Origin of the sequence: Marinomonas pontica, assembly GCF_026191375.1 — a bacterium.
Classification (GTDB): Bacteria; Pseudomonadota; Gammaproteobacteria; order Pseudomonadales; family Marinomonadaceae; genus Marinomonas; species Marinomonas pontica.
The window spans coordinates 14,505-27,138 of the sequence record NZ_JAODTL010000054.1; the positions used below are offsets into that span (position 1 = coordinate 14,505).

15 protein-coding genes are annotated in these 12,634 nt (G+C 44.0%); 4 read left to right on the forward strand and 11 right to left on the reverse strand.

The window, feature by feature from the left end:
- Positions 1 to 34: 34 nt before the first annotated feature.
- Genes N5P32_RS15855 through N5P32_RS15880 form a run of 6 tightly spaced genes read right to left on the reverse strand, consistent with a single transcriptional unit; the run spans position 35 to position 4,357 of the window.
- On the reverse strand, positions 35 to 1,549 hold the full coding sequence (locus N5P32_RS15855) for an EAL domain-containing protein (protein WP_265729993.1): 1,515 nt from the start codon (positions 1,547 to 1,549) through the stop codon (positions 35 to 37).
- A complete protein-coding gene (locus N5P32_RS15860) occupies positions 1,486 to 1,986 on the reverse strand; it encodes a LapD/MoxY N-terminal periplasmic domain-containing protein (RefSeq protein ID WP_265729994.1) in 501 nt (166 codons plus the stop codon). Before N5P32_RS15860 ends, N5P32_RS15855 begins: the two co-directional genes overlap by 64 nt.
- A gap of 10 nt (positions 1,987 to 1,996) precedes the next feature.
- Positions 1,997 to 2,686, reverse strand: a complete 690-nt coding sequence (locus tag N5P32_RS15865) for a transglutaminase-like cysteine peptidase (RefSeq protein ID WP_265729995.1) — start codon at positions 2,684 to 2,686, stop codon at positions 1,997 to 1,999.
- A gap of 7 nt (positions 2,687 to 2,693) precedes the next feature.
- On the reverse strand, positions 2,694 to 2,987 hold the full coding sequence (locus N5P32_RS15870; protein WP_265729996.1) for a DUF1244 domain-containing protein: 294 nt from the start codon (positions 2,985 to 2,987) through the stop codon (positions 2,694 to 2,696).
- A 34-nt stretch (positions 2,988 to 3,021) separates the two neighbouring features.
- Entirely contained in the window at positions 3,022 to 3,627 is a 606-nt protein-coding gene (locus N5P32_RS15875) for a tRNA-uridine aminocarboxypropyltransferase (protein WP_265729997.1), read from the reverse strand.
- 4 nt (positions 3,628 to 3,631) lie between these two features.
- The gene (locus N5P32_RS15880) at positions 3,632 to 4,357 is read right to left on the reverse strand and encodes a pyridoxine 5'-phosphate synthase (protein WP_265729998.1); all 726 of its coding nucleotides are present in this window, start codon (positions 4,355 to 4,357) and stop codon (positions 3,632 to 3,634) included.
- A 145-nt stretch (positions 4,358 to 4,502) separates the two neighbouring features.
- Here N5P32_RS15880 and N5P32_RS15885 point away from each other — a divergent pair, with 145 nt between their 5' ends.
- The 3 genes from N5P32_RS15885 to N5P32_RS15895 all read left to right on the forward strand — a co-directional run bounded on the left by N5P32_RS15885 (position 4,503) and on the right by N5P32_RS15895 (position 6,188).
- Positions 4,503 to 5,177: a DNA-3-methyladenine glycosylase I gene (locus N5P32_RS15885; protein WP_265729999.1), complete on the forward strand. Its 675-nt coding sequence runs from the start codon at positions 4,503 to 4,505 to the stop codon at positions 5,175 to 5,177.
- 44 nt (positions 5,178 to 5,221) lie between these two features.
- A complete protein-coding gene (locus tag N5P32_RS15890; RefSeq protein WP_265730000.1) occupies positions 5,222 to 5,863 on the forward strand; it encodes a DsbA family oxidoreductase in 642 nt (213 codons plus the stop codon).
- Between the two features lie 178 nt (positions 5,864 to 6,041).
- Entirely contained in the window at positions 6,042 to 6,188 is a 147-nt protein-coding gene (locus N5P32_RS15895; RefSeq protein WP_265730001.1) for a (2Fe-2S)-binding protein, read from the forward strand.
- Positions 6,189 to 6,250: 62 nt separating this feature from the next.
- Here the strand turns inward: N5P32_RS15895 and bfr (N5P32_RS15900) are convergent, their stop codons facing one another.
- The 3 genes from bfr (N5P32_RS15900) to parC all read right to left on the reverse strand — a co-directional run bounded on the left by bfr (N5P32_RS15900) (position 6,251) and on the right by parC (position 9,614).
- Positions 6,251 to 6,715 (reverse strand): bacterioferritin, encoded by a 465-nt coding sequence (gene bfr, locus N5P32_RS15900; protein ID WP_265730002.1) that lies wholly within the window; start codon positions 6,713 to 6,715, stop codon positions 6,251 to 6,253.
- Between the two features lie 11 nt (positions 6,716 to 6,726).
- The gene (gene bfr / locus N5P32_RS15905; RefSeq protein WP_265730003.1) at positions 6,727 to 7,200 is read right to left on the reverse strand and encodes a bacterioferritin; all 474 of its coding nucleotides are present in this window, start codon (positions 7,198 to 7,200) and stop codon (positions 6,727 to 6,729) included.
- Between the two features lie 116 nt (positions 7,201 to 7,316).
- Positions 7,317 to 9,614, reverse strand: coding sequence for a DNA topoisomerase IV subunit A (gene parC / locus N5P32_RS15910; RefSeq protein ID WP_265730004.1), 2,298 nt, complete (start codon positions 9,612 to 9,614; stop codon positions 7,317 to 7,319).
- Between the two features lie 180 nt (positions 9,615 to 9,794).
- On the opposite strand from parC, the gene N5P32_RS15915 reads away from it, so the two are divergent.
- Positions 9,795 to 10,523 (forward strand): hypothetical protein, encoded by a 729-nt coding sequence (locus tag N5P32_RS15915; RefSeq protein WP_265730005.1) that lies wholly within the window; start codon positions 9,795 to 9,797, stop codon positions 10,521 to 10,523.
- A gap of 10 nt (positions 10,524 to 10,533) precedes the next feature.
- On the opposite strand, the gene N5P32_RS15920 is transcribed toward N5P32_RS15915, so the two are convergent.
- Both N5P32_RS15920 and aguB read right to left on the reverse strand, forming a co-directional pair.
- Complete coding sequence (locus N5P32_RS15920; RefSeq protein WP_265730006.1) at positions 10,534 to 11,421, reverse strand: GNAT family N-acetyltransferase; 888 nt, start codon at positions 11,419 to 11,421, stop codon at positions 10,534 to 10,536.
- Positions 11,422 to 11,750: 329 nt separating this feature from the next.
- A complete protein-coding gene (gene aguB / locus N5P32_RS15925) occupies positions 11,751 to 12,629 on the reverse strand; it encodes an N-carbamoylputrescine amidase (RefSeq protein ID WP_265730007.1) in 879 nt (292 codons plus the stop codon).
- Between the last annotated feature and the right edge of the window lie 5 nt (positions 12,630 to 12,634).

Sequence of the window (12,634 nt, forward strand, 5' to 3'; positions counted from 1 at the left end):
AATTCATCGGTAGCAAGATACGTAAACCAACCGCTTACATATCTTGCGCTCGACCCACAAAATACCCCTGCACACCCGTCACATCAAAACGTCTTAATGCGGTTAATTGCCTCTCACTCTCTACACCCGTTGCAATGACTTCAATGTTTAAACTGTTAAACATTTTACAAAGCGTATGCATGAAGAAGGATTCTGACTCCTTTCCTGCCGCCATACGGGTATAGGACGAGTCCACTTTCACATAATCTGGCATCAGTGTTTGTAAGTACTGAAAGGCTGAGAATTGCTTACCCACGTTATCAATACCAAATAATACACGCTGAGATTTCAGCATTTGCGCCAACACATTGGCTTGGGTTTCTTCCAGCAAAACACTCTGCTCAGTCACTTCAAACATTAATTTGCTTTTCACCTCAGCGGTCTGCTGAGCAAGAATCTGTTTCAACCAGTCAATGAACTCTGGTTTTGCATACGCTGACGCAGATAAGTTTACCGTCAGAGGCACAGAAGGGTGTTTCGATTTAATGTAATGTATGACTTGAGACACAATCACCTTGTCGATCTGATCACCCAAATCAAACTGTTCAGCCAAACCAATAAAATACCCCGCGTGATATTCTTTGCCCGCGTGCTCCAACCCCATAAACACTTCTTCTTGTGAAGTAACCGGCGAATCATCTAACGTACTCACTTTCTGCTTTTTCAATTTAAACGCTTGGCGTTTAATCACAGATTCTAAAATGTCTTTCCATTGCGTTCGGTTAATCGATACATTCCGACTCACATTCAAATCAAATACTTTGTAGGTATTCGCACCTTCACGCTTCGCTTCACGCAACGCGGTATCCGCTTGTGACATTGCACTTGCGCGCTCAACACTGCCGTCGATGGTCACCGCGCCGATATTTGCCACGGCGATGGAATAACTGATGCTGGCGGTGTTTAGCTCCATTAAATCCGACATAATATCTTGCACTATATGCTTTAACTGACTGTGATCTACATTCGGAATAAGCAGTACAAAGTCGGCACCAGACAAACGCGCAAGCGTTGTAAAAGACGAAATCATTGCGACCTTCTTCGACAATATATCCGCCGTAGCCTGAATGAACATATCCGCTGATTCATAGCCTCGTTCATTATTCAGTTTGCCCAAGTCCGCCAAGCTCACAAAAACTAAGCCATCAGTACCGCGTTCCCGTTCCGCAAAGTGAGATTTTATCTGGCTTTCAAAAAAACTTCGGTTACCTAATCCACTAACAGGGTCTTTAAAAGCCTTGGCCTGCAACCATTGTGCGGTTTCTACTTCAGAAGCAAACTCTTTTTCGAGCTTTTCGGCCATGCGATTCATGGATAAAACTACGGATTTTAACTCGCGAGTTTTAGGGACATTGGTCATTTTCATAAAGCGACGCTGTTGAATCGCTTCCGCTTGCTTCTCCAGTTCAACCAAAGGCTGAAATAAGTAACGCAGAGCAAAGCTCCCTACAATGAGTGTAATCGCGCCGATGACAAAAATGATATCAATAAATCTCTCGTCGCCAGCCAAAGTTGGTTATAGCCATAGCCAGCACTGCCGGTAATGTACACTTGCTCAAGCTCACTCCAGCCATTTGAAATGACGGCTTTCGCAACAGGTACTTTAAAAAATCTATCAGCTGTATAAACCAACTTTGGCACACCATTAATGATGGTTTCATTAGAGCGAGAAATATCCTTATCCGTGTCGTAAACGTGAATACGAACTTCCGAAAAATACCCACTGTCAAAAACCGCATTGATGCTGCTTTCCACCGAGGCGTAATCTTCTAGCGCCATAAAATCAGACACGGACATACTGAGTGACGTGGCAGAATCTTGTGTTGTTGATTCTAATTGACCGATTAAATACCCCTTTGTAGCATTGAAATCAATCCCCATCACCACAGCAAGCATCAATGAAAAAATGGCGATTATCGTCAACATTAATTGGCGGAACAGCGTCATCCACGTTCTCCTAATTTGTCATCGTATTAAAACGACCGTTTAAATCTGTCCACAAGCTCAATCTAGATGAGCCACCAACCAAGACACCGCGCCCTTTTTCCTTAGAAAGCCACAAGTTTTCTGCATTAAAAGAATAAATTGGCAAAAGATCATTGCGCTTTGACGCGGGTTTTAATTCTTTATCAAGGTTATCAAGCAAAACAGGAACGGAAGTCGGCTTATGATAATACGCCAACACCATGTGATGCTGATTCAACTTCAACGCTTTTACGTACACTAATCTTAGTTTTTCATCAGGCACGCCTAACTCACGCAGAGTGAAGTATTTGGCAATGGTAAAGTCTTCACAGTCCCCTGCTTGCATGCCTAAAAATTCAATGGGCGTCGCCCAATAGTCTTCTTTACCCCATAATGTCATATCGTCAACAAATTCCATTTGATTGAAAAAATTATTCACCTGAGTAAGTTGATCAACGATCGATAAGGATTGGCTGTCATCCACTAACTTGCGCCATGCTAAAATTCGTTTCTCAGCGCTCGCACCGTACACTGCTGCCGCCTGCTTAGCCAACTTACGATATTTATCCGATACATCAGCGTACAACAGCCAATGCGGCATCAAGCACACAACAAGCAGCATGGACACCATGCGCTTGTTGTGGCCTAAAAACAAAAAAAACGATTCAAATCGTTTTTTCACGTTCACTCTACTTTTTTGACTCTGATTTGGCGTTGAAAGTCGCCAATTGTTCAGGCGTGGCTTCAGGCTGATATTTCGCCTTCCAAGTGTCATAAGGCTCGCCATAGACAAATTCACGCGCCTTATCGTAATCCATTGCAACGCCTTGCTCTTGTGCTTCGGCCATATACCACTTACTCAAACAGTTACGACAAAAACCCGCTAAATTCATCAGGTCAATATTTTGCACAGATTTGTTCTCGTCCAAGTGTTTTAATAATCGGCGCAGAACAGCGGCTTCGATTTCAGTTTGTTTACTCATAGCAAGACTACATCTCTCTGTTAGTAATAGGGTTTTATGACTCGTTTTTATGTCGATGGTTCAGTGGTTGTTGTCGCCATTGCCACTCTTGTGCTGCCGCCATAAAGACTCTTAACGGCTGCATATTTTCGCCAGTCACCTGCTCTATGGCATACGCACACGCTTCGAGTGTCGACAGAGCATGTTCGTTAGGCGATTTTCGGATCGTATACCGTCCTAATGGCGGCTGAGCAAAACTCACTGCACCGAATTCACGCAAAATTGGCTCCGTTAAATAAAGCTTCTTTGCTTTTCGCCATGTTGCATCAATGAGAATGAGCCCTTCAACATCTGCCTTTTTCGTTGAAGTACTCGACTCTATTGGCACCGCATCCTCACATGGAAACACCAGTTTCCATGCCGTTCGATCTTTTTGAGACAACAAAGCCTTCATCTCGTCATGGCTTGATATTGAAAGACAAACCACAGACGGCAACGCTAAAGACAACAATGACACGGTGTTTTTAGCGTGCTTCGCTTCTTTTGGATCTTGTAATATTAGAACCTGCAATTTAGTGGATAAATGAGGTATCCACGGACAAACACATTGTTCCACTAAAAAACAACAGGCTTCACAACGTGCTCGTTTTGCAGTCTCCACTGTATTAAGCCAGTTTAGCTAAATACGCTTTCACTACGTTGTTCCAACCTTGCTCCAAGGCCTCAACCGTAAGTGCATGACCAATGGAGACCTCCATGATTCGTCCCTGCTCGCACAAGGCTTGCACGTTGTTCAAATCTAAGTCATGTCCAGCGTTCACATCCAAACCGGCATCTAATGCCGCCTGTGCCGCTTGCTGATAGGTTTCAAGCACTTGTTCAAAACCGGCTTTCCCAAATGCATTGGCGTACGCTTCTGTGTACAGCTCAACTCGATCCGCACCAATGTCTTTAGCAAGTGCCATATTTTCTGGTTCAGGGTCCATAAACAACACAACGCGAATACCTTTCGCTTTTAATTTAGCAATCACAGGGCGAAGCGCGTCTTGATCACGGGCAATGTTCCAGCCATGGTCAGAAGTGAGCTGATTTGGGTCATCAGGCACCAGCGTACATTGATCGGGTTCAACGTCGAGCACCACATCCAAAAACTGGGCGTCAGGAAACCCTTCAACATTTAATTCAGCGCCAGGAAAACGCTTCAGCAAGGCTTTCAAATCATAAGCGTCTTGGTACGTTGCGTGTCGTTGATCCGGTCTTGGGTGAATGGTGATACCAAACGCACCAAGCTCTAGTGTTCGCTCCGCCATCGCAATTAAGTTTGGATAATCTCTTCCACGTGAATTTCGAAGTAAGCCTATTTTGTTCAGGTTAACGCTCAAATGTGTCATTCAACTTCTCTCGACAGGGTCATTTATTGGCATTATAGGACAAACACATAGCGTCCATCACTAAAATAGCAAACAAGATATTGGTTCAATCCATCATATGGATCAAGGGTTATGGTAAACTGCGCCCACATACTAGGAGTCCAAGATGACATACGAACTCTTTCAATCAATTTATGACCGCGCAGCACTTCGACATGGAGGGTCAACACAGTTAGAACAAAGACTGTCTCGACCACTCAGCACCTCGCAACTCAGTCAACATACTGATGACAGATGGCTAGCCGCATTCACTCAAAAAGTCTTTCAATCTGGTATTAACTGGCAAGTAGTACGCAACAAATGGCCCGGCTTTGAAACTGTCTTTTTCGAATTTGATATTGAAAAAATGCTGCTGATTCACGATGAAATGTGGGAAGAAAAAGCCAAAGACGTGCGCATCATTCGCAATTTCGGCAAAGTCATGACCATCCGAGAGAATGCACTCATGATTAACGAATGTCAGGCCAGTCACGGATCGTTTTCGAATTTTGTCGCTAAGTGGCCTAATGACGACATTATTGGCTTATGGGCTTACCTAAAAAAGCACGGCGCTCGCTTAGGTGGCAACACGGGACCATACGCATTAAGAGCGATGGGAAAAGACACCTTCATGCTCACCAACGATGTCGAAGGCTATTTGCGACAACATGAGATCATCACAACAGGCAGAGACACTCAGTCCGCTTGGAAAGCGGCACAAACAGCATTTAATCATTGGCATAAAGAAAGCAGACGCTCATACACAGAAATCAGTCAGTGCATTGCATTAAGCGTCAATTAACCCCTTTAGACATTCAGTAACCGTACAATATTTTAGGAGAACTCATGGCCGATCTGCGTATCGACATTATTTCAGATGTGGTTTGCCCTTGGTGCTATTTAGGTTATTCACGCCTTAAACAAGCCATCGAACAATTGGGCGACGATTATAAAATCGACATTCGTTGGCAGCCGTTCGAACTACACCCAGACATGCCATTATCAGGCGCTGACCGAGAAATCTATCTAGGTGAACGATTTGGTAGCCCAGAGAAATTGAATGAAGCCACGCACGCTATACAACAAGTTGGCATTGAAGCGGGTATCCAATTCAATTTTTCAGAAAAAGATCGAATCCCAAACACCAAACTTGCTCATCAATTTGTGCTTTCCGCGACCAAGTCTGGGTTAGCCACGCCGTTTGTGATCGCGCTTTTTCATGCGTACTTTACCGACGGAAAAGACATTGGCTCACAAAGTGTATTAGAAGAGTTATCCCTAAGCATTGGCCTAAAACCAACCGACATTGAATACGCCTTAAGCTCGACCGCCCAGCAACTGACAGAGAAAAAGCTGCAACACCTGCGAGACCTAGACATTCAATCTGTCCCAACTTATGTCATCAACGACAAATACATGATTCAAGGCGCACATGATCCTGAATCCTTTCTGAAAGTCCTAAACGACATCGCCGAAAAAGAGCACTAAAGCTTCTAGTTTTCTTCTCTCTCACACCAATAAAAACGCTTTTGTAAGGCGCTTTTATTGGTGTCTTCTATAAAAAACTATCAAACCTTAAAAATAGATTAATTTTTATCTATTGATAATCATTACCATTAAAAATAGAATCGCATGATTGGAATATTAGTGAGAGTGATTTTCATTTATGTACGTATGTATTTGTAATCGAGTATCAGACAAGACAATTAAGGCGTCGATTCAGGAAGGCGCTACAACCATGCGCGAACTTTACAAAGAACACAGTATTGGAAGTCAGTGCGGGAAATGCTGTCAGTGCGCAAAAAGCTACTGAACAGTGAGCTTATCAAAATTGCTGAAACTCAAGTTCAAGTAGCTTAATCACAAAGCAAAGTATTACATTTGAGATTGCAGGTAATTTTCTATTCCAGAACTTGCAATCAAGTGCTGTTGAGTCTCAAGCCAGTCAATCTGCTCTTCTTGCTCTTCTAATATTTTTTCCAATGCATCACGGCTCATAAAGTCCTTTTTCTGCTCACAAAGGTCAATAGCGGCCTTCAGCGCAGGCAATGTATCCAGTTCAAACTCTAAATTCGCTGAAATCATCTCTTCGCTGTTTTCACCAATACGCAAACGACCTAGATCTTGCAGGTTTGGCAGGCCTTCCAAAAACAAAACACGCTCAATCAAACGATCGGCATTTTTCATTTCTTGAATGGAAGTTTTATAGTCCGCTTTATCCAACGCACTAAAGCCAAAGTCCTTGAACATACGCGCGTGAAGAAAGTACTGGTTAATACCCACTAGTTCATTCGCTAACACTTTATTTAGGCTAGCAACTACGTCACGATCCCCTTTCATACAAACTCTCCTTAGTTACCCATTTGTGACTGGTAGTAGTTTTGCATGCCAATTTTTTCCATCAATCCGAGTTGCTGCTCCAACCAATACACATGGTCTTCTTCCGTATCAAACAACAACTTTTCAAGGGTTTCACGCGTTTGATAATCGCCTTCCGCTTCACAAATAGCGATGGCATCACGCACACAGCTAACCACTTCTAATTCCAGCGTTAAATCATTTGTCATCATTGATTTAACATCAGAACCAATCAGTAAATCGCGACGTTTCGTCATGCAAGGCACACCTTCCAAGAACAAAATACGCTTAATTAGCCAGTCAGAATGTTGCGTTTCTTCTTCCATCTCATGATTCAAACGCTCATAAAGCTTATTCAAGCCCCAATCATCGTACATACGAGAATGAATAAAGTACTGATCAATCGCCGCCAGCTCGTTCGCTAGCAACGCATTCAAACTATCAATTACTTTTTTACTGCCTTTCATGTCTTTTCCTCTTGTTGGAAGCAAGTCCATTTTCTGAACGAGCACAGTATTCAATACTTAATGTGAAACAGTTGAGCCTAGACACAGTCTAGACCCAACGATCATATTATTCACTATTAAAACAAATCTTGATTAGACGTGCCGTCGACTTTCGCTTGTTTACCTTCACCCACTTTGACTTCAAGACTGTCAATGCGCTGGAAACCTCTTGGCAACTTAAGACCTCTTCGGCCTCGTTCACCAAGGTATTCTTCTAAGTCTTTTTCTGCGAAAGAAATAAAGCGCTTGCCAGCGTACGCCGTCAATAAGTCCGTAGGTTGCACACACGCCAACGCAATCACTAGCTCTTCTCGCTCAGCTGCGCGTGCGCTAGGAATGCTCAACATTTTATTGCCTTTCCCCTTTGCCATTTGAGGCAAAGAAGCCACATCAAAGGCTAGCATACGTCCTTCATTAGACACCGCCACAACACGGCCAGATTCTGGATTTTGTACTAGTACAGGCGCCATCACTTGAGCGCCCTGAGGCAGAGTCAATGTTGCTTTGCCTGCTTTATTTTTTGCATAAAGGTCGCCCAGCTTTGCCACAAAACCATAACCAGCATCACTGGCAATTAAGTAATGAGCATCTTCATTGTCCAAAACGGCAGACACAATCGTAGCGTCTTTTTCGAGAGAAATTCGACCCGTAATGGGCTCGCCCTGACCACGAGCAGAAGGCAAGGTATGCGCTTTGATAGAGTAGGTTCGACCGTTGGAAGCCAGCAGCACCAATGTCTGATTTGAGCGGCCTTTCGTGCTGACCAAGAATTCGTCACCAGATTTATAGCTCAGTCCATTGACATCAATGTCATGCCCTTTTGCCGCTCGGATCCAACCTTGTTTAGAAATCACCACCGTAATAGGGTCATTCGATAACAAATCTTCTTCACTAAACGCTTGGGCTTCTTTACGAGCCACAATTGGCGTACGTCTGTCATCACCAAACGCATCAATCGCCTCTTGGATTTCTTCCGTAATCAGCTTTTTCAATTTACGATCTGACGACAGCAAGCCTTCTAGCTGTTTACGCTCTTTTTCAAGCTCATCTTGCTCACCTTTGATGCGCATCTCTTCCAATTTGGCAAGGTGACGTAATTTCAGCTCTAAAATGGACTCCGCTTGCATGTCACTCAAACCAAATCGCGCCATCAATTCCACTTTCGGCTTGTCTTCAGTACGAATGATCTCGATAACTTCATCAATATTAAGGTAGGCAATTAATAAACCTTCCAAAATATGCAAACGGTTCATGACCTTATCAAGTCGGAATTGCAGACGACGGCGAACCACATCAATACGAAAACGTAACCATTCCGACAAGAAACTCTTCAGTGGTTTGACCTGAGGCAACCCATCCAAGCCAATTACGTTCATGTTGACACGATACGATTTTTCAAGATCTGTCGTAGCAAACAAGTGTGTCATCACCGCATCGATATCAACACGATTAGACTTAGGCACGATCACCAGACGGGTCGGGTTTTCGTGATCAGATTCGTCGCGTAAATCCACCACCATAGGCAGCTTTTTGGCCTGCATTTGCGCCGCAATTTGCTCTAATATTTTACTGCCAGACACCTGATGAGGAAGCTCGTTTACAACGATTTCGCCTTCTTCAATGGTAAAGCGCGCTCTGGCTTTAATTTGCCCCTTGCCGGTCTCATAAAGCCTAACAATATCGCCACGCGGAGTAATGATTTCTCCACCAGTAGGGAAATCAGGACCTTGGACGAAATTAAGCAACTCATCCAAGTCAGCATTTGGGTTGTTCAACAGATGAATACACGCCCCACCTATCTCTCGCAAATTGTGCGGCGGAATGTCGGTCGCCATACCAACAGCAATGCCGGTTGTGCCATTGAGCAACAAATTCGGCAGTCGAGAAGGCAGTACGGAAGGCTCTTGAAGCGTGCCATCAAAGTTAGGCACCCAATCCACCGTACCTTGGCTCACTTCTTTCAGTAAAACATCAGCGTATTTGGACAAGCGTGATTCGGTGTAACGCATGGCAGCAAAGGATTTTGGATCGTCTGGCGCTCCCCAGTTTCCTTGTCCGTCGACCAGTGGATAACGGTAAGAAAATGGCTGAGCCATCAGCACCATGGCTTCATAACATGCACTGTCACCATGCGGGTGAAATTTACCTAACACATCACCCACAGTACGAGCGGATTTTTTGTATTTTGCGGTGGCTTTAAGTCCCAACTCGCTCATCGCGTAAATAATACGACGCTGAACTGGTTTTAACCCATCACCAATGTGCGGCAAAGCTCGATCCAAAATAACGTACATAGAGTAATTTAAGTACGCTTTTTCTGTGTAGTCTTTTAATGAAAGGGTTTCATTCGACTCGAAATTTGACAACTCACTCAAGGAAACTTTCCTTCTACAATCATTTGAATGTGTAAATTATCGACACATACGGATTTCAAAACTAATATGGGGTCAACTATAAAGAAACTTCCCAACACACTGCAACACTCAGCGTAAGATTATCATGGAAAGGCCTGTATTCCCGTGCTTCAATATGGGCAAACATTAAAAAGGTAGCGGATGGTGAACGTAAGCGATCAAAATATACTCGATCCTCTGGATTACGATCTTGGTGCCCCCAGCAAACACCTAATCATTCATCAACAAGACGATCTGCGCATTGCTCACGAGCATCTTTTCCAAAGCGCGACACCGGTCCGTTTTTACCATTACCCTGCTAATACGTTTTTATTTGTGATGAAAGGCGAGTTGTATTTACAACACCACCAACAAGACACAGAAAGCCCCTCTCAAGAAACAGCGCTTAAAAAACACCAGGGAATTTGGTTGGCTGCCAACAGCATCAACTGTGTGAACTTATTAAGCGCCAGCGCAGAGGTTTGCTTGGTGCAATTTTCACCATTACATGACCTCAGCGACACACCACCACCCTTCAAAAAAATGTCTTCGGGCAGCGTTGAGTCTCAGACAGGTAGAGGCCAAATCAAAACCTGGCCTCTTTGGGAGGGGGAATCGGGACAAATTTGCTTAGAACTGTATCCACCTCAGTACAAAGAAACGCTTTATTATCACAAAAAAGCGACCCAATATTTTTTACCGTTAAACGGGACCGCATTCTTATCCGACAAAACCAAACAAACCGAAGTTTGCCCAATCTTTGGAAAAATCATTCCGCACAAACAACCGCGCGCCGTCATAAACCCGAACAAAGACAGCATAACCATGCTGTCCGTCATGACGCCTCAATCAACGAAAGGCCGCGTGCTTTTGCTAACAAGATCGACCTAAAAAACACTAACTAACGCAACACCAGAGCAGTGAGAATATGGTCTTCCCACTGACCATTAATTTTCAGATAGTCTCTGGCAACACCCTCTTTATCAAAACCAAGCTTTTTCAGCACCGCCGCACTGCGTGCATTTCGAGGCATATAACTGGCTTGTATGCGATCAATGTGCAGTTCTTTAAACAGATATTCCAGACCCGCTTTTAACGCTTCATGCATGATGCCTTTTCCCTGCTCACTCTCTCGCAAGCTGTAACCTAGGTTACAGGCTTGGAAAACACCTCGGATAATATTCGAGTAATTGGTATAAGCGAGCATCCTGTCTTCATTTGGAGATAGAAAACAGAGCACCACCCCTTTATCTTCCAAGAAATCACGACGCATTTCTCGAACCCGCAGCATACAAGTTTCAAGAGAATAATAGCCTTCACTTCTCAACGGCTCCCACGGAGCCAGGAACGTCTTTTCTTGATTAATATAGTCATACAGTAACGGCGCTTGCGATTCATCCAGTATGCGCAGCACCCCTCTTTCTGTCTCAATTCGCGGAAAACGAGACGCATGTACAGTTTGATCAGAACACTTAAAGCGCATGTCTTTCATCACTTCAAACAACTTTAACGAATAATCTTCATACCAGAAATTTTCACCAATCGATAGAATCCGACGCAACATGTCATGATTCAACCATGCGTCAGCGGCTTTTCTTGTGCTCCAATACGTCACCAACAGATCCATTTCTCCAGAGCCACACTCAGCGCCGAGGAAGCCGGGTTGCTCCTTAGCCAACTCAAGCGTTTTTTCAGCCATGATTCGGTACGTCAAATCATTCAACATAAGCTTGCTGGATAGCATTATCGCAAAATAAGGTGTCGATTCTGGGGAACTAAATACGCTCATGGGCTCTCTGATACGTTGGAGTGAATTGCTCATAAACACACAAATACAAATTATATCCGCACGAATGTAAAATCTACGGCTATAGTTAGTATCTACGTTTTGGACAGATCTATACTGACGAAAGCTCTCTTTCTTATTGAAGGCTGGAATTACGCATTTAAACATCGTCAGAGGTACTGAGAAAGTACCGTATACACTATTTTTATATTTTGTTTAGGCTTCGAAAAGCCAAGTGTAAATAGATCTTCCCTATTGATATCCCCCTTTATATCAATAGGGATATGGAAAGCTTTGTGCCCGCATCATGCGGGCACTTTTTTGTTTATAAATTATTTTTCCCAAGTAATGCCCGCACCTGAGGTAATGGCATGGTATTGATCAGGACGACGGTCTCTAAACAAACCAAACGAGCGGCGCGCTTTACGTATCGCCTCCAGATCGTACTCAGAATACAAAATAGTATTTTCATCACGACCCGCGACACACTTCATAGCGCCCATTTCATCGGTCATAAAAGACGAACCGTAAAACTGGATAAAGCTATTCTCACCGTCTTCTCGACCAACCCGATTCGCGGCGATCACCGGCACCATATTTGCCGCAGAATGCCCCTGCATCGTACGCTGCCAATGATCTTTTGAATCCCATTCAGGGTAAGGCGGCTCAGAACCGATGGCAGTTGGATAGAAAATCAGCTCGGCTCCCTTCAAAGCCAACTCACGAGCCAACTCAGGAAACCACTGATCCCAACAAATACCGCACCCAATGCGTCCGAATTGGGTATCCCATACTTTCACACCAGTGTTCCCTGGTGTGAAGTAGTATTTTTCTTGGTAACCAGGACCATCAGGAATGTGTGTTTTACGGTATAAATCCATCACGTCTCCGTTGGCATCAATCATAACCAACGAGTTATAAAACACATTACCATCGCGCTCAAAGAAGCTAATGGGTAAAACCACGCCCAGCTCTTTAGCAAGCTGGCTCATGGTTTGAATGGCCAAACAATCGTTCACTGGTTGGGCCCAGTCAAAATAGGCAGGCTTTTGATCTATACAAAAATACGGCCCCATGAACAATTCTTGCAACAAAATAATGTTGGCTTGATTCGCTGCCGCTTCTCTGACTTGCGCCACGGCATTGTCTAAATTCGCTTGAAAATCCGTACCAACCGACATTTGCACACACGCGACTTTTACATTACTCATAATTC

What these genes read in the sequence shown, in the direction of transcription:
- N5P32_RS15870 (WP_265729996.1), bottom strand. Translation starts at nt 2,987, where the DNA reads ATGAGTAAACAAACTGAAATCGAAGCCGCTGTTCTGCGCCGATTATTA.
- N5P32_RS15895 (WP_265730001.1), top strand. Translation starts at nt 6,042, where the DNA reads ATGTACGTATGTATTTGTAATCGAGTATCAGACAAGACAATTAAGGCG.
- N5P32_RS15885 (WP_265729999.1), top strand. Translation starts at nt 4,503, where the DNA reads ATGACATACGAACTCTTTCAATCAATTTATGACCGCGCAGCACTTCGA.
- bfr (WP_265730003.1), bottom strand. Translation starts at nt 7,200, where the DNA reads ATGAAAGGCAGTAAAAAAGTAATTGATAGTTTGAATGCGTTGCTAGCG.
- N5P32_RS15860 (WP_265729994.1), bottom strand. Translation starts at nt 1,986, where the DNA reads ATGACGCTGTTCCGCCAATTAATGTTGACGATAATCGCCATTTTTTCA.
- N5P32_RS15920 (WP_265730006.1), bottom strand. Translation starts at nt 11,421, where the DNA reads ATGAGCGTATTTAGTTCCCCAGAATCGACACCTTATTTTGCGATAATG.
- bfr (WP_265730002.1), bottom strand. Translation starts at nt 6,715, where the DNA reads ATGAAAGGGGATCGTGACGTAGTTGCTAGCCTAAATAAAGTGTTAGCG.
- N5P32_RS15880 (WP_265729998.1), bottom strand. Translation starts at nt 4,357, where the DNA reads ATGACACATTTGAGCGTTAACCTGAACAAAATAGGCTTACTTCGAAAT.
- N5P32_RS15915 (WP_265730005.1), top strand. Translation starts at nt 9,795, where the DNA reads ATGGTGAACGTAAGCGATCAAAATATACTCGATCCTCTGGATTACGAT.
- aguB (WP_265730007.1), bottom strand. Translation starts at nt 12,629, where the DNA reads ATGAGTAATGTAAAAGTCGCGTGTGTGCAAATGTCGGTTGGTACGGAT.
- N5P32_RS15890 (WP_265730000.1), top strand. Translation starts at nt 5,222, where the DNA reads ATGGCCGATCTGCGTATCGACATTATTTCAGATGTGGTTTGCCCTTGG.